The organism is Mediterranea massiliensis, from assembly GCF_900128475.1.
Taxonomy (GTDB): Bacteria; Bacteroidota; Bacteroidia; order Bacteroidales; family Bacteroidaceae; genus Bacteroides; species Bacteroides massiliensis_E.
In genome coordinates this window covers 61,940-87,458 of the sequence record NZ_LT635833.1, presented here as the reverse complement: position 1 = coordinate 87,458, position 25,519 = coordinate 61,940, and the positions used below count along the sequence as shown (strand labels likewise).

Below are 25,519 nucleotides of genomic sequence, written 5' to 3'. Positions count from 1 at the left end.
CCGCGTGGGGAAAAAGAAAAGGGGCTGTTCCGTTGAAGATACTTCTGTGTCGGAACAGCCCCTTTTTTATGGCTGGGTTGCTATGTCGCGGATCAGAGTCCGGCCAGTTCGACAATCTTGTCGACAGCTGCCGTCAGTCCGTCGGGGTTCTTGCCGCCGGCCGTAGCGAAGTGGGGCTGGCCGCCGCCACCGCCTTGGATCAGCTTGGCAGCTTCCTTCACCAGCGCACCGGCCTTCAGGCCGCCGGCCACCAGGTTGTCGCTCAGCATGACGGTGAGCATCGGCTTGCCTTCGAACTCGGTGCCGGCCACGAAGAACAGGTTCTCCGTAATCTGGCCGCGCAGCTGGAAGGCGATGTTCTTCACCGTGTCGGCGGGCAGGGGAGCGCAGAACTTGATGAGTTTCACGCCGTTCACCTCCTTGACGCTCTTCAGCAGTTTCTCTTTCAGCTGGGCTTCCTTTTCCTTCATGAACTCTTCTACCTGCTTCTTCAGTCCGGCATTCTCCTCGATGTACTTGCGGATGGTTCCGGCCAGGTCGGGGGCGTTGTTGAAGAGCGCTTTCAGGTCGCGGATGGAGTCCTGCAGGCTGTCCAGCATCTCTTCCACCTTGGCACCGGTCACGGCCTCGATACGGCGTACGCCGGCTGCCACGGAGCTTTCAGACAGAATCTTCACCATGCCGATGTTGCCGGTAGCGGCTACGTGCGTACCGCCGCAGAACTCGATGGACGAGCCGAACTGGATGACGCGGACGTGGTCGCCGTACTTTTCGCCGAAGAGGGCGATGGCACCCAGTTCCTTGGCTTTCTCGATGGGGATGTTACGGTATTCCTTCAGAGGTATGTTGGCACGGATCTTGGCGTTGACCAGGCGTTCTACCTGGCGCAGCTGTTCGTCGGTCACCTTCTGGAAGTGCGAGAAGTCGAAGCGCAGCGAGTCCGGCGTAACCAGCGAACCCTTCTGCTCCACGTGGTCGCCCAGCACGGTGCGCAGGGCCTCGTCCAGCAGGTGCGTACACGAGTGGTTGGCGGCGCAGGCGGCGCGCTTGTCGGTGTCTACGCAGGCCATCATCGGTGCGTCGAGGTGTTCGGGCAGCTTCTTGGCGATATGGATGGGCAGGTTGTTCTCCTTCTTGGTGTCGATGATGTCGATGGTCTCGAACTCACTGACCAGGACGCCCGTGTCGCCTACCTGACCGCCGCTTTCGGCGTAGAACGGCGTCTTGTCCAGCACAATCTGGTAGAGCGTCTGGCTTTTCTGCTTTATCTGGCGGTAGCGCAGGATACTGGTTTCGTATTCCGTATAGTCGTAACCTACAAATTCGGTGGTACCTTCCTTCAGTGTAATCCAGTCGCCTGTTTCTACGGAAGCGGCGTTGCGGGCGCGCTGCTTCTGCTGCTGCATCTCGGCGTCGAACTCCTTGAGATCAGCCGTCATGCCGTTCTCGCGCAGGATCAGTTCGGTCAGGTCGAGCGGGAAGCCGAAAGTGTCGTACAGCGTGAAGGCATCCTTTCCGCTGATTTCGGTCTTGCCGGCAGCCTTGGTGTCGGCCATGGTCTTCTCCAGCAGACGGATACCCGTTTCGAGCGTGCGCAGGAAGGCTTCTTCTTCCTCCTTGATGACTTTGACAATCAGTTCCTTCTGGGCCTTCAGTTCGGGATAGGCTTCTCCCATGTTCTCTATCAGCACGGGGATGAGCTTGTACATGAAGGCCTGCTTCTGTCCGAGGAACGTATAGCCGTAGCGGACGGCGCGGCGCAGGATGCGGCGGATGACGTAGCCGGCCTTGGCGTTGCTGGGCAGCTGTCCGTCGGTGATGGAGAAGGCGATGGTGCGGATGTGGTCGGCCACGACACGCATGGCAACGTCCGCTTTCTCATCGGTTCCGTAAGTCTTTCCGGACATGTCGCCTATCACCTTCAGGATGGGCTGGAAGATGTCGGTGTCATAGTTGGACGTTTTCCCCTGCAGGGTACGCACCAGTCGTTCGAAGCCCATGCCGGTGTCGATGACTCTGGCCGGAAGCGGTTCGAGGCTGCCGTCGGCCTTGCGGTTGTATTGCATGAACACGAGGTTCCAGATTTCGATGACTTGCGGGTGGTCCTTGTTCACCAGTTCGCGTCCGGGCACCTGGGCTTTCTCTTCTTCCGAGCGCGAGTCGATGTGGATCTCCGAGCAGGGACCGCAGGGACCCGTATCGCCCATTTCCCAGAAATTGTCATGCTTGTTGCCGTTCAGGATGTGGTCTTTCGGCAGGAACTGTTCCCAGTAGGAGGCGGCTTCGTTGTCGCGTTCGAGGCCTTCTTCGGGACTTCCTTCGAAGACGGTGGCATACAGGTTCTCCGGATTGATTTTCAGCACGTCCACCAGGTATTCCCAGGCCCAGGAAATGGCTTCCTTCTTGAAGTAGTCGCCGAACGACCAGTTGCCCAGCATCTCGAACATGGTGTGGTGGTAGGTGTCGTGTCCTACCTCCTCCAGGTCGTTGTGCTTGCCGCTGACGCGCAGGCACTTCTGCGAGTCGGCCACCCGTTTGTATTTCGCCGGGTGGTTGCCCAGAATGATGTCCTTGAACTGGTTCATTCCCGCATTGGTAAACATCAATGTGGGGTCGTCCTTGATTACCATGGGAGCGGAGGGCACGATGTGGTGACCCTTGCTCTCGAAGAAACTCTTGAACGAGTCTCTGATTTCGTTTGCAGTCAACATATTCTATGTAAGTTTTTAGATTTCAGCATAGTAAGTCTTTTTCTGAGCGGGAAAGTCTGGGTCGTCCGGATGGGTCCGGCAGCGGAACCTTCGAAAACTCAATAACTTAAAAACTCAAAAAACTGTGCAAAGATAGCTCGTTTTTATTACTTTTGCCGCATAGACAACCGAAATATTTCCAAAAAGATGCGTAAAGTATACTATATATATAATCCGCAGACCCAGACTTACGACCGCATTTACCCTACTTTCCGCCAACGGATGATGAGCTATGCACGCCGTCTGTTCATCGGGATGGGATTGGGTGCCGGCAGTTTCATCGTATTGCTGCTGATATTCGGTTCGCCTTCGGAGAAGGAATTGAGGAAGGAGAACAGCCAGCTGCAGGCCCAGTATAACGTACTTCAGCATCGGATGGACGAAGCGATGGGCGTGCTGCAGGACATCCAGCAGCGCGACGACAACCTCTATCGGGTCATCTTCATGGCCGACCCCGTGCCGGCCGCCATCCGCCAGGGCGGCTTCGGCGGTACCAACCGCTATGAGCATCTGATGAAAATGGCCAACTCGGAACTGGTGTTGAACACGACGCAGAAGATGGACATGCTGACCAAGCAACTGTACATCCAGTCGCGCTCGTTCGACGACGTGGTGCGCATGTGTAAGCAGCACGACGAGATGCTGCGCTGCATACCGGCCATCCAGCCCATCTCCAACAAGGACCTGAAGCAGACGGCTTCGGGCTACGGTACGCGCATCGACCCTGTCTACGGTACGACCAAATTCCACTCGGGCATGGACTTCTCCGCCCATCCGGGTACCGATGTCTATGCCACGGGCGACGGCACGGTGGTGAAGATGGGGTGGCAGACGGGCTATGGCAATACCATCATCATCGACCACGGCTTTGGCTATCAGACGTGGTATGCACACTTGCAGGACTTCCGTACGAAGCTGGGCAAGAAGGTGGTGCGCGGCGAGGTGATAGGCGGCGTGGGCAGTACGGGAAAGAGTACCGGCCCGCACCTGCACTACGAGGTGCACGTCAAGGGGCAGGTGGTCAACCCCGTGAACTACTACTTCATGGACCTGAGCGCCGAGGATTACGACCGCATGATACAGATTGCCGCCAACCAGGGAAAGGTGCTGGATTGACGGCTGTCGAGAATGTGTAAGAGAATAACAGACCGTTAAATCATGACTATGGTACCGAATCAGGACAAGAATCTGAAATTGTATTACTCCATCAGCGAGGTGGCCGACATGCTCGGCGTCAACGAGTCGCTGCTCCGCTATTGGGAGAAGGAGTTCCCGCAGCTTTGCCCCAAGAAAGCCGGCAGGGGAGTGCGGCAGTACCGCAAGGAGGATGTGGAGACGGCGAAACTGATCTATCACCTGGTGAAGGAACGGGGCATGACGTTGCCCGGCGCCCGCCAGCGCCTGAAGGACAACCGCGAGGCTACCTTGCGCAACTATGAACTGGTAGACCGCCTGAAGAACATCCGGGAAGAACTGGTATCCATGCGCGATGCCCTCGATGCCTTCACCTACAACGATGTGGAGGCATTGAAGGAAAACATTGGAAACCTGCAGTCGTCAGACCATTAGTCCTCAATGCGTGACACCTGCTTGATGTTCTGTATCTGCTTCAGGTTGTTGCAGATGGTGCGCACGTCGTCCACGTCGTGTACATACAGCTGGATTCTCCCTTCGAAGATGCCGTCGTTGGTTTCCATGGTGAGCTTGCGGATGTTGACGTTCAGCTGGCGGGAGATGACTTGTGTCACTTCGTTCAGCAGTCCCATGCAGTCGATGCCCTTGACGTAGATGGTGACCAGAAAGGACAGGTCCTTGTGCGTGTCCCACTGGGTGGCGATGATGCGGTTGCCGTAGCTGCTTTTCAGACGGGCGGCCACGGGGCACTGGCGCTTGTGGATAATGACCTGGTTGTTCTCGTTGATGTAGCCCAGTACGTCGTCGCCCGGAATGGGGTGGCAGCAGTCGGCCATGATGTATTCCTTGGAGATGGCCTCCTCGGTGAGTTTCAGGATTTTCTTGGTATCAATCTTGTCCGGCGTCGCCTTTACCTGCGGTGCCTTTTCCTCTTCTTCCTTTTCCTCTTTGTTGTTGGTGCCGAAGGAGAAAGACAGCAGCTTCTTCCAGCTCTTTTCAGGCTTTTCCTTGAAGGCGTTGCGGTCGGTGTCGCCCAGGGTGAGCTTCTTGCTGCCGATGGCTACCAGGAGCTCGTCGTGGGTATGGAAGTTGTGCAGGCGTGTCAGCTTGTCGAGTGCCGAGTCGTCCATGCGGATGCCTTCGGCCTTGAGGAAGTCGGCCAGTATCGTTTCGCCTTCCTTCTGGTTGACCTTGGCTTCCTTGCGGAGGATGGAGGCTATCTTGGCCCGTGCGCGGGCCGTGGTGGCGTAGTTCATCCATTCGGGTTGCACGTGCTGCGATTTGGAGGTCAGGATTTCCACCTGGTCGCCGCTCTGCAGCTTATGGCTCAGGGGCACCAGCTTGTGGTTCACCTGGGCGCCGATGCAGTGGCTGCCGATGTCGGTGTGGAGGGAGAAGGCGAAGTCCAGGGCCGTGCAGTTCTGCGGCATGGTTTTCAGGTCGCCTTTGGGGGTGAACACGAAGATTTCCGACGCGAAGAGGTTGAGCTTGATGGTGTCGAGGAAGTCGATGGCGTCGGGTTGCGGGTCGTCCAGGATTTCCTTGATGGTCTTCAGCCATTTCTCCAGTTCGCCTTCGTCCTCGCTGCCGCCGCCTTCCTTGTACTTCCAGTGGGCGGCGAAGCCCTGTTCGGCCACGTCGTTCATGCGTTCGCTGCGGATCTGTACCTCAATCCACTGGCCGTTGTTGCCCATCAGGGTGACATGCAGGGCCTGGTAGCCGTTGGCTTTGGGGTGGCTCACCCAGTCGCGCAGGCGGTCGGGGTGGGGCTTGTATATCTTGGAGATGGCCACGTAGATGTCGAAGCAGTCGTTCAGCTCTTCGTCCAGATTCTTGGGGGTGAAGATGATGCGGACGGCCAGGATGTCGTAGATTTCCTCGAAAGGCACGTGCTTGGTCTGCATCTTGTTCCAGATGGAATAGATGGACTTGACGCGGGCCAGGATGTAATATTTCATGCCCATCTTGTCCAGCTGCTCGCGGATGGGGGCGGTGAATTCCTTGAATACCTTGTCGCGCTCGGTGGCGGTAGCTTCCAGCTTCTGGGCGATCGTGGCATATTCCTCGGGATGTTCGTACTTGAAGCTGAGGTTCTCGAGTTCGGTCTTGATCTTGTACAGGCCCAGGCGGTTGGCCAGCGGGGCGTAAATGTACATCGTTTCGCCGGCTATCTTGTACTGCTTGCTGGGGAGCATGGAGCCAAGGGTGCGCATGTTGTGGAGGCGGTCGGCAATCTTGATAAGGATGACGCGGATGTCGTCGCTCATGGTGAGCAGCAGCTTCTTGAAGTTTTCGGCCTGTGCGGAAGCCTTGTCGCCGAAGATACCGCCCGATATCTTGGTCAGTCCGTCCACAATCTGGGCTATCTTGGGGCCGAAGATGTTCTCGATGTCCTCGACGGTGTAGTCGGTGTCTTCCACCACGTCGTGCAGCAGGGCGGCGCAGATGGAGGTGGAACCCAGTCCGATTTCAGTACACACAATCTTGGCTACGGCGATGGGGTGCAGTATGTAAGGTTCACCCGAACGCCGCTTGATGCCTTTGTGCGCCTGGTTGGCAAAGTTGAATGCCTTGGTGATGATTTCCACACGCTTGCGGTGCTTGGTGGCCAGGTAGCAGTTCAGCAGGTCCTGGAAAGCTGCTTGTATCATCGCTTCTTCCGCTTTCTCTTTCTCTTTCAGATCAAGGTTCTCTTCCATATCCGTATCCAATTTTCTTCACTTTCTGCAAAAATAAGCAAATTTTGACATCAGACAAGCATTTTGTCGCTTAAAACAGCAGTGATGCCTGAATTATTTCGTGGGAAAGGCTTGTTGTGTTGCGTCACTTGTATATCTTCAGCGTTTTTCCTGCACGAATGTTGTTGCCTCTCAGTCCGTTCCAGCTGCGCAGCTTGCTGACGCTCACACCATAGCGCAGGGCGATGCCTCCCAGCGTGTCGCCTTTTTTTATCTTGTAATAGGTGGGCTTGCCAGTGCCGGCCACGGCTTTGGAGGTGGTAGTACGTCCGTTGCCGACGGCCACCGTGCGGCGGTTCTTGAACAGTTCGGCCTGGCGGTGATTGTAGATGGTGTCCTGGTTGTCGATGAAGGTGCTGATGGCATTCATAGGCAGGCGCAGGGTCTGCGGCTTGCTGTTGCCGGGGATGATGTTGCGCTTGTACTGCGGGTTGAGGCTCTTGAGCTCGTCCATCGGCACGTGGCAGATATCCGCCACCTGCTCGAAGTGGAGGTTGCGGCTCACTTGAACGGTGTCGGTCGCTGCGGGGATGTTGGTTTCCATCGGGCAGATGTTGTGCTTGCAGTAGTAGGACATGATGTAGTTGGCCGCAATGAAGGCAGGCACGTAGCCGCGTGTCTCGCGGGGCAGGTAGTTGTAGATGTCCCAGTAGTCGGTCTTTCCTCCCGCCCGGCGGATGGCCTTGTTGATGGTGCCCGGCCCGCAGTTGTAGGCGGCGATGACCAGGTTCCAGTCGTTGTAGATGCCGTAGAGGTCCTTCAGATAGCGGGCGGCGGCCCAAGTGGCCTTGATGGGGTCACGGCGTTCGTCCACCAGGCTGTTGCTTTCCAGTCCGTAGATCTTACCCGTCTGGAGCATGAACTGCCAGAGGCCGGCGGCTCCTGCACGCGATACGGCCGAGGGGTTGAGGGCCGACTCGATGATGGGCAGGTACTTCAATTCGAGGGGCAGGCCGTAGGCGTCGAGGGCTTTCTCGAAGATGGGCATGTAGAAGTTGCAGGCACTGAGCATGAAGGAAACCTGGTTGCGCAGGCGGGTGGCATACATGTCGATGAACTTGCGCACGATTTCGTTGTAGGGCATCTCCATGATGACCGGCATGCGCGACAGGCGGTCGATGTACACCGAGTCGCTGAACAGCGGATTCTCGTGCGAGGTGCTGCAGTCCTTGCCCAGGTCGATATAGGTCTTGGCCTTCCAGTCGTTCAGCAGGCTGTCCAGCGGGTAGGTCATGCTTCGGGGCAGGTCGATGGTCTCTTCGCGTTGGGTTCCGTTGTCGTTGATGACTACGTTGACACTCTCCTGGGCGCAGAGCGGAGCGGCCAGGAAGGTGGCGAGCAACAGGGCGGAACGTATGATCAGTTTCTTCATATCTTTTTCTCTATATCAGTTTGGTAGTGAGTATTCATTTTGTCAGAAACGGAAGCTGCACTGCACACCCACGGACTTGTCCTTCAGCGTGGTGGGGGTGTAGCTGCCTCCCACCTGGTTGTTGAAGATCGTGGGTTCGACCTTCATGCTCAGGTCGGGGCCGATGTCGAAGTTGGACAGCTCGGCATCGACGTAGGCGTCGACCACGGACAGCAGGTAGACGCCGATGAAGGCGAAGATGCTCAGGTCGCGCCAGCGGCGGTAGGTGTCCTTGCGCTTGCGCAGGGTCTCGGTGAGCTGTGAGTGCGACACGCGGTCCATGTAGCCGGGCGGAAGCAGGTCGGTGATGCTGCTCGAATTCCAGTTCTCGTTGACGGCATCGACGTAGGCCGACTGGTAGTCCTTGTACATCTTGCCGTTCCACGTCAGGGCATAGGCGCAGCCGGCAAAGCCTCCGTAGACGATGGGCAGTTTCCAGTATTTGCGGTTGTAGATTTGTCCGCCGCCGGGGATGACCAGTGCCAGCCAGGTGGCCTTGGTGGGGTTGGGCATCCATTGCTTGCGTTTCAGTTCGCGGCTCAGGCTGTCGGTGTTCACCTTTTTCCCTTTCAGCTCAGGGGTGGCTGTCAGCTCGAGCAGCTGCTGCCGGTTGGCGTCGGCGATGCTGTCGGCCACGGCCTGCCTGTCGGCACCCAAGGTGTCGGTTGTCAGCCGGAAGCTGGCGGTGTCGGGGCGGATGGGGGTCATGGCCCGATGGGTGGTGTCGGCCTTCAGCGTGTGCGAGCGGCGGCCGGCGGCCCGCGGACGGTTCTGGCCATACACGACAATCCCTGCCACCTGTACGAAGCAGAGCAGCAGGGCCGTCAGTATCTGATATTTAAGTCTTTTTCCTGTCATTTGTCTTTCAGCGTGTCGAGGATGCCGATGATGCGCTCCAGCTCCTCTTCGTTGTTGAAGGGGATGCTGATTTTACCTTTTCCTTTTTCGGAGCAGGTCAGCTGGACCTTGGTGCTGAAGAAGTTCGAGAGCTGCTGTTTCAGCAGGTTGAACTCTTCGGGCAGCTTGGCCCGCTTGGGGGCAATCTTGCGTCCTCCGCTTTTCACGGCTTCGCCTTCGCTCAGCGACTTGACGAGCTCTTCCACTTTGCGGACGGAGTAGCCGTGTTCCAATATTTCTTCGTATATCTTTACTTGCAGCTTGGGGTTGTCCAGCGTCACCAGTGCACGGGCGTGCCCCATGTCTATCTGCTTGTTCTGCAGGCCCATCTGCACGGGGGCAGGCAGCTTCAGCAGGCGCAGGTAGTTGGCGATGGTGGTGCGTTTCTTGCCCACGCGTTCGCTCAGGCGTTCCTGCGTCAGGCCATACTGCTCCAGCAGGTGCTGGTAGGCCAGGGCTATTTCCACCGAGTTGAGGTCTTCACGCTGGATGTTCTCGATGAGGGCCATTTCCATGACGTTCTCGTCGTCGGCAGTACGGATGTAGGCGGGTATGCTGGTGAGGCCTGCCATCTGCGAGGCACGGAAGCGACGCTCGCCGGCAATGATCTGGTACTCGTCGTCCGAGAGCTTGCGCAGCGTGATGGGCTGTATGATGCCTATCTCGGCGATGGAGTCGGCCAGTTCCTGCAGGGCGGTGGGGTCGAACTCGCGTCGCGGCTGGTTGGGGTTGACGCTGATTTTCGAGAGCTCCACTTCGTTGATGGAAGAGGAACCTTCGGTCTGCACGTCGTCCATGGAGAGCAGTGCGTCCAGGCCGCGTCCTAATGCATTTCTTTTTTGTGCCATATCTGTCAGTTTCCTTTTTCTTTATTTTTCTCTTTCTATCAGCTCCCTGGCCAGTGCCATGTGGTTCTTGGCGCCGGTAGAGTCTGCATCGTAGAGGATGGTGGGCAGGCCGTAGCTGGGCGCTTCGCTCAGTTTCACGTTGCGCTGGATGACGGTCTTGAACACCAGTTCCTGGAAGTGGCGTTTCACTTCGTCGTAGATTTGGTTGGCCTGTCTCAGGCGCGAGTCGTACATCGTCAGCAGGAAGCCTTCGATTTCCAGGCCCGGGTTGAGCTTCGACTTGATGATCTTGATGGTGTTCAGCAGCTTGCTGATGCCTTCGAGGGCGAAGTATTCGGCCTGTACGGGGATGATGACCGAGTCGGCGGCGGTAAGCGCGTTGACGGTGATGAGCCCCAACGACGGCGAACAGTCTATCAAAATATAGTCAAACTCGTCTTTCAGCGGCGCGAGCACTTCCTTGAGGATCCGTTCGCGGTTCTTCAGGTTGAGCATTTCGATTTCGGCGCCGACGAGGTTGATGTGAGAAGAGATTACCTTCAGCGTGTCAATCTCGGTATCGTGGATTGCTTCACGCACGTTGGCATGGTCTATAATGCACTCGTAGATAGTGCATTCGGCTTGCTTGATGTCCACACCCAGTCCCGAAGAGGCGTTGGCTTGCGGGTCGGCGTCTACAACGAGCACTTTCTTTTCAAGGGTGGCCAGCGAAGCCGCCAGGTTGATGGTGGTGGTAGTCTTGCCCACGCCTCCCTTTTGATTTGCCATTGCAATAATTTTTCCCATATTCTCTATCATTTATCGGCGGCGAAATAAGCGATTATTTCTGATAGTGCCTTCAAAAAAAGGGGGGAGATTGCAAAAACGGTTGATAAGTCACCCTTTTTGTTAATAACTTGCGGGCGTCGTCGCAGGATTTCGTCCCGCTTTCGGCCCTGTCCCCCTTTCTGCTTTCTCGCCTTTTCTGCCACCGTCGGCAAATATACATATTTATATTGGAAATTGGAGGGTTTGGAGGGCGGACCTTGGGGAAGATTAAGATTTATTTTCCCGTTTGAACTCTTTGGCGCTGGTAATGAGGACGAAATGTGCGGGGAGGCTGTGCGTGTTTTTACGTTTGGAGCAAAGCAATGCTTTCTCTGATATAAAGCAATGTTTTGCCACAGAGAAAGCATTGCTTTCCTTGACGGATTGGGGCGTTTCACCACACCGCCTCCACAAACTTCCAGATGAAGTATCCGCACAGGGCACATTTCACCACCGTGCCCAGCAGGAATCCTAACAGGGAGCCGAGGCCCGAGCGGAGGGCGTCTTTCGCTTCGCGTCCGCCCAGCAGCTCGCCGATGAAGGCGCCCAGAAAGGGACCGAGAATGATGCCCCAGGGCATGAAGAACAGGCCGGCGATTGTGCCTGCCAGGCAACCTCGCTCGCCCCATCGGCTGCCACCGCTGTACTTGGCGCCCAGCAGGGGCACGAAGTAGTCGAGCACCTGCACCACGACAACCAACACAAGCCACACCACGAGTTGCGTGGTGCCGAACTGTACGCGGTCGGTAAAGTGCAGCAACAGCATGCCGCCATAGGCCAGCGGAGGGCCGGGCAGGGCGGGGAGAATGCAGCCCGCCAGACCTGCCAGCAGGCAGAGGATGCCCAGTATAATCAACAAAATGTCCATATCCGAAAGAGTTTTCCGCAAAAATAAGCGTTACTGGCCGAATTGTCAAATTTTACCGTTATAGAAGTTTGGCGGTTCTTTTTTTTATTTCCCCCTTAAAGTTGCTACCTTTGCCGGGAGTTAACAAAAACGTTTGTGAAAGTATGGAAAATCAAAGACCTTTGATATTGGTATCGAACGATGACGGCATCGTTGCGAAAGGAATCAGTGAGTTGGTGAAATTTCTCCGTCCGCTGGGCGAGATTGTGGTGATGGCCCCCGACAAGGCCCGTTCGGGTACGGGTTGTGCGCTGACCACAGGCGAGCCCATCCACTATAGCCTTGTGCGCAAGGATGTGGGCCTGACGGTTTATAAATGCTCGGGCAATCCTGCCGACTGTGTGAAGCTGGCTTTTGAGACGGTGCTCGACCGCAAGCCCGACCTCGTGGTGGGCGGCATCAACCACGGTGACAACTCGGCTACGAACGTTCACTACTCGGGCACAATGGGAGTCGTCATCGAAGGATGTCTCAAGGGAGTACCTTCCATCGGCTTCTCCTTGTGCAGCCACGAGCCCGACGCCAACTTCACGGCTGCCGGACCTTACGTCCGCGACATTGCCCGCCTGGTGCTCGAGAAGGGACTGCCCGCACTGACCTGCCTCAATGTGAACTTCCCCGACACGCAGGAGCTGAAGGGCGTCAGAGTGTGCCGCCAGACGAAAGGCCAGTGGACCAACGAATGGGAGAACTTTGCCCATCGCGGAGACAGCCACTATTATTGGCTGACGGGCGAGCTTGTGGATGAGGATGCCGACCAGGAGGATACCGACCACTGGGCGCTGGCCAACGGCTATGTGGCCATTACCCCCACCACGGTCGATGTCACGGCCTACGGACTGATGGACGAGCTCAAGACTTGGTTCTAATATCTTAGCGTAAGAATGGAGGGGAAGCAATGCTTCATCCTTCATTCTTCGTTCTTCATTCTTCATTTTATGAAATATTACCTGATTGTAGGCGAAGCCTCGGGCGACCTCCATGCGTCGCACCTGATGGCGGCCTTGCGTCGCGAAGACCCGCAGGCGGAGTTCCGCTTCTTTGGGGGCGACCTGATGGCTGCCGTGGGCGGCTACGCGCCTGTGAAGCATTATCGCGACCTGGCCTACATGGGCTTCGTTCCCGTCCTGCTCCACCTGCGCACCATCTTTGCCAACATGGCCTTCTGCAAGCGCGACATTGTGGAGTGGCAGCCCGACGCCTTGATTCTGGTGGACTACCCCGGCTTCAACCTCAGCATCGCGAAATACATCCATGCCCGCACGCGCATCCCCGTCTACTACTACATCGCCCCCAAGATATGGGCGTGGAAGGAGTATCGCATCAAGAACATCAAGCGCGACGTGGACGAGCTCTTCTCCATCCTGCCGTTCGAGGTCGACTTCTTCGAGGGGAAGCATCGTTACCCCATCCACTACGTGGGCAATCCGACACTGGACGAGGTGGCGGCCTTCCGCGCTGCCTACAAGGAGACTCGACAGGCCTTCTTCGAACGCAACGGCCTGCAAGCCAAGCCCGTCATCGCCTTGCTGGCAGGCAGCCGCAAGCAGGAAATCAAGGACAACCTGCCCGACATGATACGGGCGGCTTCCTCCTTCGGCGGCTATCAGCTGGTGCTGGCAGGTGCGCCCGGCATTGATGCCGACTACTATCGGGCCTATATGGGCGGGGCGGAGGTGAAGGTTGTCTTCGGCCAGACTTACGAACTGCTGAGCCATGCCGATGCGGCGCTGGTCACTTCGGGTACGGCCACCCTCGAGACGGCCCTCTTCCGCGTGCCGCAGGTGGTGTGCTATCACACGCCCGTCGGTCGCCTCATAGCCTTCCTGAAGCAGCATGTGCTGAAGGTGAAGTACATCTCGCTCGTCAATCTGATAGCGGGGCGCGAGGTGGTGCGCGAGCTGGTGGCCGACACGATGACGGTCGCGCAGATCAGGACGGAGCTGGGACGCATCCTGACCGACGAACGCTGGCGCAGGGAAATGTTGGAGGGATATGCGGACGTGGCTGCCCGACTGGGCGAGCCTGGCGCGCCTGCCAAGGCCGCACGGCTCATCTGCGGGCTACTGAAGAAGCGTGATGTGTGAACCAATCTGAGCTTTTCGAATAATATGTTAAAAGCGGGCAGGTCGATGCAGTAGATGTGCGGCCTGCCCGTTTTTTGTACAGAAAATCAAGAAGATTAAATTGTGAGGATTATGAAAAGAGTACATTGGTTGGTCCTGTTGATGTGTCTGGCCTTGTCGCCCGTCCTTCAGTCGTGCGACGATGACAACAGCTATTCAATAGGCGATTTCACGCCTCCCCTGTGGGCGACAGTCCGCGTGGGTGGAGGAGCTTTTTATCTGGATTGTGATGTGTGGGGCACGCTTTGGCCCGTCAATACCGACCTGGGTTGGTATAAGCCTGTCGACGGCCAGCGGGTCATCACTTACTTCAACCCCCTGTGGGATGACTTTGAGGGCTACGACCATGCGGTCAAGATTTTGGGTATCCAGAACGTGCTGACCAAGCAGGTGGAAACCCTGACGCCCGAGACGGACGAAGACTTCGGCAACGACCCTGTCACCATCTATCAGGGCGACATTACCATCAGTGGCGGCTACATGAACATCATCTTCGTGCAGAACCTGCCCGCCAAAGAGAAACATCGCATCAGCCTGGTGCGTCCACAGGACGATGCCGAGCTGTATGGTGACGACGGCTACGTCCACCTGGAGCTGCGCTACAACGACTATGACGACGTGACGGGCTATGGCGCGTGGGGCATCGTGTCCTACAACCTGAGCAGCCTGAACATCACAGACGCCACGAAGGGCATCAAGCTGAAGCTCAATTCGTCGGTCAACGGCGAGGTGGAAGTGGCGTTCGACTTTGCTTCGTCGGACAGCAGCGACCTTGCTTCGAGCAAGCTGAAGCAGAACATCGACCTCTCGCAGGTACAGTTGAAATAATGTCTTTTTAAATTGGTATGTAAATTGGAGGCCCCGAAGGCGGACGCAATGTCCTGCCATTCGGGGCCTCACTTATCGATAGGGCTGTCTGTCGATTCTCGTTAATGTGTCAGATGAGTGTCAGCACGTACAGATAGAAGACGGCTGCGGGAATGGCCATCAGTGCGCTGTCGAAGCGGTCGAGCATGCCTCCATGGCCGGGCAGGATGTTGCCCGAGTCCTTGATGCCCAGCTGGCGCTTCATGAGCGATTCGGTCAGGTCGCCCCAGGTGCCGAAGACAACTACCACCGCAGCCAGTCCGGCCCATTGGCTTACGGACAGGAAATCGTAGTAGTGGGCGAAGACGAACGAGGAGGCGATGGAGAAGACGGCTCCTCCGATGCTGCCTTCCCAAGACTTTTTGGGCGAGATGCGCTCGAAGAGGCGGTGCTTTCCTATCAGCGAACCGACGCAATAGGCGCCCGTGTCGCTCAGCCAGATGAAGACGAAGATGGACAGCGGCAGGATGGGGTTGTAGGCCACGCTGCTGCTGACGGGGTCGTTGTGGAAGGCCAGCACGTTGAGCAGGGCAAAGGGCAGGGCCACGTAGAGCTGGCTCAGCATGGAGAAGGCCCAGTTGCCCAGCGGGTTGCTGCGCTTGAGGTACAGCTCCGTAATCATCAGATAGAGGAGCAGGGCCAGGTAGGGCAGGAAGATGCGCGCGTCGGCGGCCTGCGTGCAGAAGCCCATCAGGGCCAGGCAGAGGTAGGCACCGCCCAGCGAGGTGATGGTAGCGTTGATTTTCACTTCACCGCCGGCATTGACGAGGTGCGCGAATTCGTGCACGCTCAGGGCGGCGATGAGGGTGAACAGCAGACCGAACGACAGGGGGCTGTAGAGCATGCAGCCCACCAGTATGCAGACAAACAGAATGCCTGTCAGGGCACGTTTCAAGAAATTGCTTTTCATGGTTCTCCTTCTCCTTTATGCTTGAGTGGGTTCCTGATTTTCGTTGTTTTCTTTCTTGTCCTCCTTCTGGCCGTCGGCTTCCTTCGGAGCGTCGGACGACTGGTTGGCCTTCTGCTGTTCCTTCACCTCCTTGACGGCCTCTTCGGCCTTCTTGCTTTCTTCCTCGGCAGCTTCCTTCAGCTCCTTGGAGGTCTGGTTGGCGGTGATGATTTCTTCCGAACGTGAAGCCCAGGGGCGCTTGCCGAAGATGTGTTCCACGTCCTCGGCAAAGATGACTTCCTTCTCGATGAGCTGTTGGGCCAGCTGGTTGTGTCCTTCCTTGTGTTCAGACAAAATCTGCTTGGCGCGTTCGTATTGCTCGTTCACCATGCGCTTCACTTCCTCGTCGATGAGCTCGGCGGTCTTTTCGCTATAGGGGCGGTTGAAGGAGTATTCTTCGTTGTTGTAGTAGCACAGGTTGGGCAGCTTCTCGCTCATGCCCAGGTAGGCTATCATGCCATAGGCCTGCTTGGTGACGCGCTCCAGGTCGTTCATGGCGCCTGTCGAGATACGGCCCAGGAAGAGGTCTTCGGCAGCACGTCCGCCCAAGGTGGCGCACATTTCGTCGAGCATCTGCTCCTTGGTTGTGATCTGCCGTTCTTCGGGCAGGTACCAGGCGGCACCCAAGGCCCGTCCGCGCGGCACGATGGTCACCTTGATGAGCGGGTTGGCATATTGCAGCAGCCAGGAGATGCTGGCGTGTCCTGCCTCGTGGATGGCGATGGAGCGGCGTTCCTCTTCGGTGGTGATCTTGGTCTTCTTCTCCAATCCGCCCACGATGCGGTCTACGGCATCGAGGAAGTCCTGCTTGCCCACGAATTTCTTGCCGTGGCGGGCAGCTATCAGGGCGGCTTCGTTGCACACGTTGGCGATGTCCGCGCCCGAGAAGCCAGGCGTCTGACGGGCCAGCAGGTCAACGTCTACCGTATCGTCTATCTTGATGGGGCGCAGGTGTACGCCAAACACTTCCTTGCGTTCGTTCAGGTCGGGCAGGTCCACATGGATCTGGCGGTCGAAGCGGCCTGCACGCAGCAGGGCCTTGTCGAGCACGTCCACGCGGTTGGTGGCGGCCAGGATGATGATGCCGCTGTTCGAGCCGAAGCCGTCCATCTCGGTGAGCAGCTGGTTGAGCGTGTTCTCGCGCTCGTCGTTGCCACCCATGGCGGCCGCTTTGGAGCGGGCGCGTCCCACGGCGTCAATCTCGTCGATGAAGACGATGCAGGGAGCCTTCTCCTTGGCCTGGCGGAAGAGGTCGCGTACACGCGAGGCGCCTACGCCGACGAACATCTCCACGAAGTCCGAACCTGCCAGCGAGAAGAAGGGCACGTTGGCTTCGCCTGCCACGGCCTTGGCCAGCAGGGTCTTTCCTGTGCCCGGAGGGCCTACCAGCAGGGCGCCTTTGGGTATCTTGCCGCCCAGGTCGGTATATTTCTGCGGTTCCTTGAGGAACTCCACGATTTCTTCCACTTCCTGCTTGGCTTCGGCCAGTCCGGCCACGTCCTTGAACGTCACCTTGGTGCCCGTGCCTTTCTCGAAGAGCTGAGCCTTCGACTTGCCGACGTTGAAGATGCCTCCTCCGCCGCCTACACCTCCTCCGCCGTTCATGCGTCGCATCAGGAACATCCAGAAGCCGACAATGAAGAGGATGGGCACCACGTTCCACAGGATGAGGCTCATGTAGTTGGTTCTCTTTTCGTAGGTGATGGAGCCGTCGAAGTGGGCTTCATCCTTTTCTTTCTGGAGGAAGTCGCCCAGGCTTTCGCGCGAGGGGGCTTCGGTGGTGATCATCGGGTTGCGGCCCACGCGGCTCGAGTCGTTGCCGAACACATTTCCCACGTGCTGGGCCTTGATGTAGGCTTCCACGGAGTTGTCGTCGTAGCCCACCACGCGGCTGATGTATCCCTGCTGCACGTAGCGTTGGAATTCGTCGTAGGAGACGTCCTTGGTGGAAGCACTGTTTTCGTTGGTCAGCCACAGGCCCACGAGCATCATGAGGATGATCATGTAGAGCCAGTTCAGGTTGAACTTGGGCATGTTGACCTTGTTGTTTCCAGCGTTTTTCTTATTGATGTTGTTGTCCATAAATCTGTATTAATCGATATCGGGTATTTGGGTTAGTTGGGCGTCGGCCCAGAGGTTTTCGAGGTTGTAGTAGCTGCGCGTTTCGGGCAGGAAGACGTGCACCAGCACGTCGGCATAGTCCATGGCCACCCACTGGGCGTTGCGCAGGCCGTCGATGGCGAAGGGCTTGACGTTGGCGCCCTTGCGTGCAAATTCCTTGACAGACTCTACGATGGCAGTCACCTGGCTGGGCGAGTTTCCCTGGCAGATGATGAAGTAGTTGCAGATGGTGTCGTCTATGCGGGTGAGGTCGGCCACTACGATTTTCTTTCCTTTTTTATCTTGGATACCTTCGGTAATTTGTTCTATCAGTTTCTTTGTTTGGTCCATTTATACATTATTATATTAAAAACAGTCGACAAATATACGCCGATTTCTTGTATGTAACACGCAAATCGCGAAAAGTATTTTCATTTTAGTTTTTTTTTAGTGATATAACCGCTTGTAAAAAGCCGTTTTATCATTTTTCTGCAAAAAAAATCACCCGAATCGTTTGTGTTTCCAAAAAACTTCGTACCTTTGCAACCGCAAAACGGAAATAAAGCCAAGCATTGGGCTATGGTGTAATGGTAACACTACAGATTCTGGTCCTGTCATTCCTGGTTCGAATCCAGGTAGCCCAACAGAAAAGAGGACGCTTCAGTTGATGGAGCGTCTTTTTTTATTGTCCTTTTTTAGTGCCCTCTGGGATCAACGCCCTCTGTCCAAAGGGAGGGGCGGGCATCAGGATATGAAGCAGCCACACCCCGTCATCCTTCCCCTGTTGGTTTGGAATTGACAGAATGTGGCTGCTGTTTTCTTATGGGCATGGCTTGCCTTGATGTGCAGGCGGCCTTTCCCCTCGTGTGTGCCTCTCAGGCTTCCTTGCGGATGCTTTCGTCTACCGCCTTGATTTTCTCCTTCACCAGGTCGATGTCGGCCTTGAGCTTCTCTACCTTGCGGTTGAGCTCGGTCAGGAGGCTGTTGCCCTTCTTCGAGGAGGCGTTCAGGAAGCCCAGGTTGTTCTCGTAGGTTTGCAGTTCGCTCTTCATGTTCTCGTAGGCACGTGCCAGCTTCTCGCGTTCGCGGTACAGCGTCTGCGCGCCTCCTTCCTGAATGTTGCTCAGGGTGCTCTTGAAGTTGCTCAGCTTCTTGCTGGACTGGCTGAGGTTGTAGCGTTCGAAGAGCTTGTCTACCAGCGCGTGGTATTGCTTGTAGACCTTGTCCTTTTCCTTGAACGGCACGAAGCCCACGGCGTTCCATTCCTTCATCAGGTTGCGCACCTGGTCGATGGCGGTGTCGGCGTCGGTATCTTCGCCGATGGCTTCGAGGCGGGCGATGATGTCGCGCTTCTTTTCAAGGTTGGCCTGCTCTTCGGTGCGTTGTGAGGCGCCGGCCTTGTTCTTCTGTTCGAAGAAGTAGTCGCAGGCGGCGATGAAGCGTTTCCAGATGGCGTCGGAGTGCTTCTTGGCCACGGGGCCGATGGTCTTCCATTCCTTCTGCAGCTTCACCAGCACGTCGGCGGTGGCTTTCCAGTCGGTGCTGTCCTTGAGGGCTTCGGCCTTCTCGCAGAGGGCGCGTTTCTTTTCGAGGTTTTCGCTCATGCTCTCCTTGACGGCCTTGAAGAACTCGGCCTTCTTGTTGAAGAAGGTGTCGCAGGCGGCGCGGAAGCGTTCGAAGATCTTGACATTCATCTTCTGCGGGGCGTAGCCGATGGTTTTCCACTTGTTCTGCAGGGCGATGATTTCCTGTGTCTTGTTGTCCCAGGCGGCGAAGTTGGTCAGCTCGTTGTAGTCGATGCCTTCGATGATTTCGCAGATCACCGTCTTCTGGTCGAGGTTCTGCTGTTCGGCTTCCTTGAGGGCGTCGAAGTGCTGCTGGTGGCGGCGGTTGACGGCGGTCGAGGCGGCCTTGAAGCGTGCCCAGATCTCTTCGCGCAGTTCCTTGGCCACGGGGCCTGTCTCGCGGTATTCCTGGTGGAGCTTCTGCAGCTGGTGGAAGGCCGACACCACGTCGGGTTCTTCGGCCAGCTTCTCGGCGGCTTCGCACAGGTGGGTCTTTATCTCGAGGTTTTTCTTGAAGTCGTATTCGCGGAACTCGTTGTTGAGCTTCAGCAGGTCGTAGAACTTCTCCACGTAGAGCTGGTAGTTCTTCCACAGCTCGTTGACGCTGGCCTGGGGCACGAGCTTCACTTCGTTCCACTGCTGCTGGAGGCGCTTGAACTCGGTGTAGTTCTTGTTGGCGTCTTCGGGCGACTCGAGCAGGTCTTTCAGCTCTTCGATGATGGATAGCTTCACCTGCAGGTTCATTTCCTTCTGCTTCTCCACTTCGGCGGCCAGCTCGCTGCGCTTGCTTCTGATGACGGACATGATGTTTTTCATTTCCTCTTCCTGCGGGTCGGGCGTGGGCACGTAGTCTTCGGGTGCGCCTCCGTCGTCGACAAACTTCTTGCGTGCCGCTTCCTGCTCGGCGTTGTGCAGCTTGTAGAAGGTCTGCTTCAGGCTGTCTATTTCCGTCTTGGGGACGTTTTCCACGTCGTCGGCGATCGCCTTCAGGCGTTCGATGACTTCTGCCTTTGTCAGCCGTTGTACGGTGGTTTCCGTTGTGCTTTCCGTTGATGTTTCTTCAGCCGGAGTTTCTGCCGTTGCCGTTTCAGAAACCTCTGCCGCTTGTTTTTCTTCTTCTAATTCCGCCTGCATTTCGGGGAGATTAGTGTCATGGGTGTCCGTCATTGTATGTATTTTTAGAAACGGGTTGCCCCGTTTGGGTTACGTCAGGTTGCAAATTAATGAAATAAAACGATTACTTCATAAGTTTTTCTCGTTTTTTTTACCGAAAAAGTTGCTTTTCGGCGCTTCAGGCCAGCAGGACGGTGATGCCCATGTAGAGCATCATGCCGATGATGTCGTTGGTGATGGAGATGAAGGGGCCGGTGGCGATGGCGGGGTCTACCTTGAGTTTCTCCAGCGTCATGGGCACCAGGGTGCCGAAGATGGAGGCGAACATCACGACGGCAAACAGGCTGATGGACACCGAGTAGGTGACGGTGGCGGCGCTGCCGAAGCGGATGAAGTTGTAGATGTAGACCAGCAGCGAGATGATGGTGGCGTTGATGCTGGCCACGACGGCTTCCTTGCCCACCTGCTTGAGGGTGTCCTTGGCGTCGAGCGAGCTGTTGGCCAGGCCCTGCACGATGATGGCCGACGACTGGGTGCCGACGTTTCCGCCCGTTCCGCCGATGAGGGGGATGTAGAGCGCCATTTCGGGGTGGGCGGCGAAGGTGGCGTCGAAGTTGCCCAGTATCATGGAGTTGCCGATGCCGCCCAGCATGCCGATGAGCAGCCAGGGCAGGCGGGCGCTGGTCTGGCGCACCAGGTTGTCGTCTGTCTCGACGTCCTGCGACAGACCCGAGGCCAGCTGGTAGTCGCGTTCGGACTGCTCGCGCACCTCGTCCATGACGTCGTCGACGGTAATCTGTCCCACGAGCCGCCCGATGCTGTCGATGACCGGCACGGCCACGAGGTCGTATTTCTCGATGATCTGCACCACCTCGTCGATGGGTGTGTCCACGTGTACCGAGATGGGGTCTTTCTTCATCACGTGCTTCACCTTCGACACCGAGGGCGAGGTGATCATCTTCTTCAGCGGGAAGACGCCTTGCAGGCGTTCGTCGTCGTCGATGACGTAGACGTAGTAGATTTCGTCCAGCTGCTCGGCCTGCATGCGCATTTCCTTGAGGCACTCGGGCATACTCCAGTTTTCGTTCACGGTCACCATTTCCGTGCCCATGAGTCCGCCGGCGGTGTCTTCGTCATACTTCAGCAGGTCCACGATGTCGCCGGCCTGTTCGATGTCTTCGATGTGCGAGAGGACTTCCTCCTGCTTGTCTTCGTCGAGGTCGCGCATCAGGTCTACGGCATCGTCGGTGTCCATGTAGTCCACGAACTTCTTGGCGATGGTTTCCGAGGGGAGTTGTTCGAGGAGTTCCTTGCGCACGTCCTCGTCCATCTCCACCAGTACGTCGGCTGCCGTCTCGTTGTCCAGGAGGCGGTAGACGAAGCGGGCGTCCTCGGGGTCGAGGTCGTTGCACAGCTCGGCGATGTCAGCCGGGTGCAGGTCGGCCAGCAGGGCTTTCACGTTCTCCGTGTCCTTCTGCTCGATGAGGCCTTTGACCTTCTCTATGTATTCTTCGTCTATTTCCATTTTTTAATTGAGAATTGAAAATTGATAATTGAAAGTGGATAATGGATAATTCTCAATTTTCCATTTTCAAATTTCCATTTACTAAGTTTGTCAGCTCCACGAACTCCTGCACGGACAGCTGTTCGGGCCGCCGGTCGAAGAGGGCGTCCTGCGTCAGGGGGCAGTCCTTGCCCACGAGGGGCTTGATGGAGTTGCGCAGCGTCTTGCGCCGCTGGTTGAAGGTGGTCTTCACCACCTGCTTGAAGAGCTGTTCGTCGCACCCCAGGTCGCGGGTGTCGTTGCGCGTCATGCGGATGACGGCGCTCTTCACCTTGGGCGGCGGGTTGAACACGTTCTCGTGGACGGTGAAGAGGTATTCCACGCGGTACCACGCCTGGACGAGCACGCTCAGGATGCCATACGTCTTGCTGCCCGGCCCTGCGGCCATGCGTTCGGCCACCTCCTTCTGTATCATGCCCGTGCAGCAGGGTATCAGGTCCTTGTTGTCCAGCATCTTGAAGAAGATCTGGCTCGATATGTTGTAGGGATAGTTGCCTGTCAGCACGAAGGGCCTTCCGCCGAAAAGCCGCGTCAGGTTCATCTTCAGGAAGTCGTCCTCGATGATGTGTTCCTCCAGCTGGGGGTAGGCTTCGCGCAGGTAGGCCACCGACTCGTAGTCCACCTCCACCACCTTCAGCTCGCGGCCCTTGGGCAGGAGGAACTGGGTGAGCACGCCCATGCCGGGGCCCACTTCGAGGATGGGCAGGTCGGGGCAGGCATCCACCGTGTCGGCGATGTCCCGCGCCACCTTCAGGTCTTTCAGGAAGTGCTGGCCCAGAAACTTTTTAGGCTTTACCAATCTCATATTGCAAGTTTATTGTTACTTTTGTGCCCCACAAAGGTAGTTCTTTTTAATGAAGAATGAAGAAGGAAGAATGAAGAATTTAATGAATGGAGCGCGAAAAGTGAAGAAGGAAGAGCTTTGCGGAAACCCGCAGGGCGGGGCGGAGCGTGGCGTGACGCCTTCGGAGGATGCCCGTCCCTCTCTCTTCGGCCTCCGTTCGTGGTTCAGGAACCTGCTCAAGGTGGCGCTGCCCCTGCTGCTGGGCGGCTTCATCCTCTACTGGGTGTACCGCGACTTCGACTTCGCGCAGGCGGCCCGTGTGCTGCGCCACGGCATCCGCTGGGACTGGATGGCGCTGTCGCTCTTCTTCGGCGTGTGGAGCCATGTGGAGCGGGCCATGCGCTGGCGCCAGACGCTGGAGCCGCTGGGCTACCGTCCGCGCGCGTCGCGTCTGGTGGATGCCATCTACCTGTCCTATGCCACGAGCCTCGTCATCCCCCGTGTGGGCGAGGTGTCGCGTTGCGGCGTGCTCTCGCGCTACGAGGGCGTGCCTTTCTCCAAGTCGCTGGGCACGGTGGTCACCGAGCGGCTGGTCGACACCCTCTGCATGCTGTTCCTGGCGGGCGTCACGCTGGTGCTCGAGCTGCCCGTGTTCCTCACCTTCTTCCGCCAGACGGGCACCAAGATACCGTCGCTGGTCCATCTGCTCACGTCGCCCTGGTTCTACGTGGCCCTGTTCTGCGTGGTGGGCGTGCTGGTGCTGGCCGTGTGGCTGGTGCGCGTGCTGTCGTTCTTCGAGCGGGTGCGTGGCGTGGTGCTCGACGTGTGGCAGGGCGTCATGTCGCTGCGCCGGGTGCGGAACGTCCCCCTCTTCCTGCTCCACACGGTGCTGATGTGGCTCTGTTACTTCCTCCATTTCTACCTCACGTTCTACTGCTTCCCCTTCAGCGAGGGCCTGGGTGTGCAGGCGGGGCTGGTGATGTTCGTGGCGGGCACGTTCGCCGTCATTGTGCCCACGCCCAACGGTGCCGGCCCGTGGCACTTCGCCGTCATCACCATGATGATGCTCTACGGCGTTTCGTCGGCCGATGCGTCTCTCTTTGCCCTCCTGGTCCATGGCATCCAGACGCTGCTCGTCATCGTCCTCGGCCTCTGGGGATGGCTGCATCTGGTGCTGGGCGGACGGAAAGGGTAGGGTGCTGGTCTTTTTTTGAATCCCCTTCCGTGGTGGCGATGCGGCTTTTCCCCGTGCCTGTGTAGCAAAGGTACGGCTTCGGTGGCGTACGGCCAAAAATGGGGTATCGATTTCTTGTGAAAATCTGTTAACAAAACGGGAATTTACTGTTAATAAAACTAACGCACTGATTTGCAGGGCGGAAAGCGGTGCTTTCCGATAGCCGCGGCGGTGTTTTCCCGTTTTTGTTCGGGCCGGCGGGTGCGGTCGGCCTGTCTGCGGGCTGGCTCGTTGTGCTTCGATGCCGGGCGGAATTTTCTCTTTTCAGGCAAAAAACTGCGGAGGGGACGGCAGTTTTCTGCTTCCCGCGGATGGCTGCTGTGACAGTTGATTTTGCAAGTGAAAAATGCAATCAGCTGATAATCAATCCGTTTTCATGTTTACGGAAATATCGTAATGACAGATGACAGATGACAGTTTATGAAAATCGATTTGCGGGAGAATGTGTTAATTATAGTTTATATTATATATATATATTTATATATATAATATAAAAGTTGTAAGCGCGCTCTCGAAAATTGAAATTCGGAAACTGTCATCTGTCATCTGTCATGGACGGGGTGTCTTTCCTGAATTCAGCAGACACGTGGACGGCCGATGAAAAAACGGGGCGGAAGCTCTTGCATAATTCAAAATAAATACATATCTTTGCGATATTAAAATGATATCACTTTAAAACAATGCGTATGGAAACAAAAGAAATGAATTTCAAAGGTTTTAAGATGAACGGCTTCCTGGCCCTGTTCCTCTTCCTGTTTGTGTGGGCGGGTGCCACGGTGTGGTGCTTCGTGGCGGGCGGCGTGCTGCTCTATGTGCTGGGAGCGGTGATGTCCGTGCTGTGGATTATCCTGAACTGCGGCTACATGATGCTGGAGCCCAACGAGGCGCGGGCCATGGTGTTCTTCGGTCGGTATAAGGGGACGTTCCGCGAGACGGGCTTCTTCTGGGTGAACCCCTTCATGGAGGCCAAGAAGCTGTCGCTGCGTGCACGCAACCTCGATGTGGAGCCCATCAAGGTGAACGACAAGATAGGTAACCCCGTGCTGATAGGCCTCGTGCTGGTGTGGCGGCTGAAGGACACGTACAAGGCGATGTTCGAAATCGACTCGCAGACCATGGCCAGCGCGGGTACCACGTCGAGCGACGGCAAGGCGGTGAACATGGGCAACGCCGTGGCCAACCGCATGAACGCCTTCGAGAACTTCGTGAAGATTCAGAGCGACGCCGCCCTGCGCCAGGTGGCCGGGCAGTATGCCTACGACGACAACGAGGGCGCCGACGGCGAACTGACCCTCCGCTCGGGCGGTGAGGAAATCAACGACCAGCTGGAGCAGAAGCTCAACGAGCGCCTGGCCATGGCGGGCATCGAGGTGCTGGAAGCCCGCATCAACTACCTGGCCTATGCGCCCGAGATTGCGGCCGTGATGCTGCGCCGCCAGCAGGCGTCGGCCATCATCAGTGCCCGCGAGAAGATTGTCGAAGGGGCCGTGTCGATGGTCCACATGGCGCTGGACAAGCTCTCGAAGGACGAAATCGTGGAGCTGGACGAAGAGAAGAAGGCGGCCATGGTGAGCAACCTGCTCGTGGTGCTCTGTGCCGACGAGGCTGCCCAGCCGGTGGTGAATACGGGGACGCTGAACCATTAATGGTGTGCTCGGACAGGCGAACGGATTCAGACACAAGAACATAAGCACAAATATTTTGTCTTTTTTGTTCTTCTGTCAA

At 57.0% G+C, this 25,519-nt stretch carries 19 protein-coding genes, 1 tRNA gene and 1 pseudogene; 8 read left to right on the top strand and 13 right to left on the bottom strand.

The window, feature by feature from the left end; genetic code table 11:
• Positions 1-92 precede the first annotated feature (92 nt).
• Positions 93-2,711: an alanine--tRNA ligase gene (gene alaS / locus BQ7483_RS01015; RefSeq protein WP_072544521.1), complete on the bottom strand. Its 2,619-nt coding sequence runs from the start codon at positions 2,709-2,711 to the stop codon at positions 93-95.
• A 186-nt stretch (positions 2,712-2,897) separates the two neighbouring features.
• Here alaS and BQ7483_RS01010 point away from each other — a divergent pair, with 186 nt between their 5' ends.
• Both BQ7483_RS01010 and BQ7483_RS01005 read left to right on the top strand, forming a co-directional pair.
• Complete coding sequence (locus BQ7483_RS01010; RefSeq protein ID WP_022020732.1) at positions 2,898-3,866, top strand: M23 family metallopeptidase; 969 nt, start codon at positions 2,898-2,900, stop codon at positions 3,864-3,866.
• 48 nt (positions 3,867-3,914) lie between these two features.
• Positions 3,915-4,319 carry a MerR family transcriptional regulator gene (locus BQ7483_RS01005; protein WP_072544520.1) on the top strand — a complete coding sequence of 135 codons (405 nt, stop codon included), beginning with the start codon at positions 3,915-3,917 and terminating at the stop codon, positions 4,317-4,319.
• Here BQ7483_RS01005 and BQ7483_RS01000 read toward each other — a convergent pair.
• The 6 genes from BQ7483_RS01000 to BQ7483_RS00970 form a co-directional block, all read right to left on the bottom strand.
• A complete protein-coding gene (locus BQ7483_RS01000; RefSeq protein WP_072544519.1) occupies positions 4,316-6,583 on the bottom strand; it encodes a RelA/SpoT family protein in 2,268 nt (755 codons plus the stop codon). The two genes, BQ7483_RS01005 and BQ7483_RS01000, sit on opposite strands and share 4 nt — an antisense overlap.
• Positions 6,584-6,707: 124 nt before the next feature.
• The gene (locus tag BQ7483_RS00995; RefSeq protein ID WP_022020729.1) at positions 6,708-7,994 is read right to left on the bottom strand and encodes a lytic transglycosylase domain-containing protein; all 1,287 of its coding nucleotides are present in this window, start codon (positions 7,992-7,994) and stop codon (positions 6,708-6,710) included.
• A gap of 42 nt (positions 7,995-8,036) precedes the next feature.
• Positions 8,037-8,891: a DUF5683 domain-containing protein gene (locus BQ7483_RS00990; RefSeq protein WP_072544518.1), complete on the bottom strand. Its 855-nt coding sequence runs from the start codon at positions 8,889-8,891 to the stop codon at positions 8,037-8,039.
• On the bottom strand, positions 8,888-9,778 hold the full coding sequence (locus BQ7483_RS00985) for a ParB/RepB/Spo0J family partition protein (protein ID WP_072544517.1): 891 nt from the start codon (positions 9,776-9,778) through the stop codon (positions 8,888-8,890). The genes BQ7483_RS00990 and BQ7483_RS00985 overlap by 4 nt, the downstream gene beginning before the upstream one ends.
• Before the next feature lie 21 nt (positions 9,779-9,799).
• Positions 9,800-10,564 carry a ParA family protein gene (locus BQ7483_RS00980; protein ID WP_072544558.1) on the bottom strand — a complete coding sequence of 255 codons (765 nt, stop codon included), beginning with the start codon at positions 10,562-10,564 and terminating at the stop codon, positions 9,800-9,802.
• Between the two features lie 415 nt (positions 10,565-10,979).
• Positions 10,980-11,453, bottom strand: a complete 474-nt coding sequence (locus BQ7483_RS00970) for a DUF456 domain-containing protein (protein WP_072544515.1) — start codon at positions 11,451-11,453, stop codon at positions 10,980-10,982.
• 143 nt (positions 11,454-11,596) lie between these two features.
• Between BQ7483_RS00970 and surE the strand changes: the two genes are divergently transcribed.
• From surE to BQ7483_RS00955, 3 genes are all read left to right on the top strand, one after another.
• A complete protein-coding gene (gene surE, locus BQ7483_RS00965; RefSeq protein WP_072544514.1) occupies positions 11,597-12,361 on the top strand; it encodes a 5'/3'-nucleotidase SurE in 765 nt (254 codons plus the stop codon).
• Positions 12,362-12,430: 69 nt separating this feature from the next.
• On the top strand, positions 12,431-13,579 hold the full coding sequence (gene lpxB / locus BQ7483_RS00960) for a lipid-A-disaccharide synthase (protein ID WP_072544557.1): 1,149 nt from the start codon (positions 12,431-12,433) through the stop codon (positions 13,577-13,579).
• A gap of 111 nt (positions 13,580-13,690) precedes the next feature.
• The gene (locus BQ7483_RS00955) at positions 13,691-14,446 is read left to right on the top strand and encodes a NigD1/NigD2 family lipoprotein (protein WP_072544513.1); all 756 of its coding nucleotides are present in this window, start codon (positions 13,691-13,693) and stop codon (positions 14,444-14,446) included.
• A gap of 109 nt (positions 14,447-14,555) precedes the next feature.
• Here the strand turns inward: BQ7483_RS00955 and BQ7483_RS00950 are convergent, their stop codons facing one another.
• The 3 genes and pseudogenes from BQ7483_RS00950 to rsfS form a co-directional block, all read right to left on the bottom strand.
• Positions 14,556-15,395: a phosphatidate cytidylyltransferase gene (locus BQ7483_RS00950; RefSeq protein ID WP_072544512.1), complete on the bottom strand. Its 840-nt coding sequence runs from the start codon at positions 15,393-15,395 to the stop codon at positions 14,556-14,558.
• Between the two features lie 116 nt (positions 15,396-15,511).
• A pseudogene (gene ftsH / locus BQ7483_RS00945) lies at positions 15,512-17,516 on the bottom strand (ATP-dependent zinc metalloprotease FtsH); the annotation flags it as partial.
• Positions 17,517-17,525: 9 nt separating this feature from the next.
• Complete coding sequence (rsfS, locus tag BQ7483_RS00940; protein ID WP_022020717.1) at positions 17,526-17,885, bottom strand: ribosome silencing factor; 360 nt, start codon at positions 17,883-17,885, stop codon at positions 17,526-17,528.
• Positions 17,886-18,107: 222 nt separating this feature from the next.
• On the opposite strand from rsfS, the gene BQ7483_RS00935 reads away from it, so the two are divergent.
• A tRNA-Gln gene (locus tag BQ7483_RS00935) sits at positions 18,108-18,178 on the top strand.
• Positions 18,179-18,409: 231 nt separating this feature from the next.
• On the opposite strand, the gene BQ7483_RS00930 is transcribed toward BQ7483_RS00935, so the two are convergent.
• The 3 genes from BQ7483_RS00930 to rsmA form a co-directional block, all read right to left on the bottom strand.
• Entirely contained in the window at positions 18,410-20,266 is a 1,857-nt protein-coding gene (locus BQ7483_RS00930) for a DUF349 domain-containing protein (protein ID WP_072544510.1), read from the bottom strand.
• A 124-nt stretch (positions 20,267-20,390) separates the two neighbouring features.
• Entirely contained in the window at positions 20,391-21,737 is a 1,347-nt protein-coding gene (mgtE, locus tag BQ7483_RS00925) for a magnesium transporter (protein ID WP_072544509.1), read from the bottom strand.
• Between the two features lie 52 nt (positions 21,738-21,789).
• On the bottom strand, positions 21,790-22,581 hold the full coding sequence (rsmA, locus tag BQ7483_RS00920; RefSeq protein WP_022020714.1) for a 16S rRNA (adenine(1518)-N(6)/adenine(1519)-N(6))-dimethyltransferase RsmA: 792 nt from the start codon (positions 22,579-22,581) through the stop codon (positions 21,790-21,792).
• Positions 22,582-22,651: 70 nt separating this feature from the next.
• Between rsmA and BQ7483_RS00915 the strand changes: the two genes are divergently transcribed.
• Both BQ7483_RS00915 and BQ7483_RS00910 read left to right on the top strand, forming a co-directional pair.
• Positions 22,652-23,755 carry a lysylphosphatidylglycerol synthase transmembrane domain-containing protein gene (locus BQ7483_RS00915; RefSeq protein WP_235847280.1) on the top strand — a complete coding sequence of 368 codons (1,104 nt, stop codon included), beginning with the start codon at positions 22,652-22,654 and terminating at the stop codon, positions 23,753-23,755.
• 725 nt (positions 23,756-24,480) lie between these two features.
• The gene (locus tag BQ7483_RS00910) at positions 24,481-25,440 is read left to right on the top strand and encodes an SPFH domain-containing protein (protein WP_022020711.1); all 960 of its coding nucleotides are present in this window, start codon (positions 24,481-24,483) and stop codon (positions 25,438-25,440) included.
• Positions 25,441-25,519: the final 79 nt, after the last annotated feature.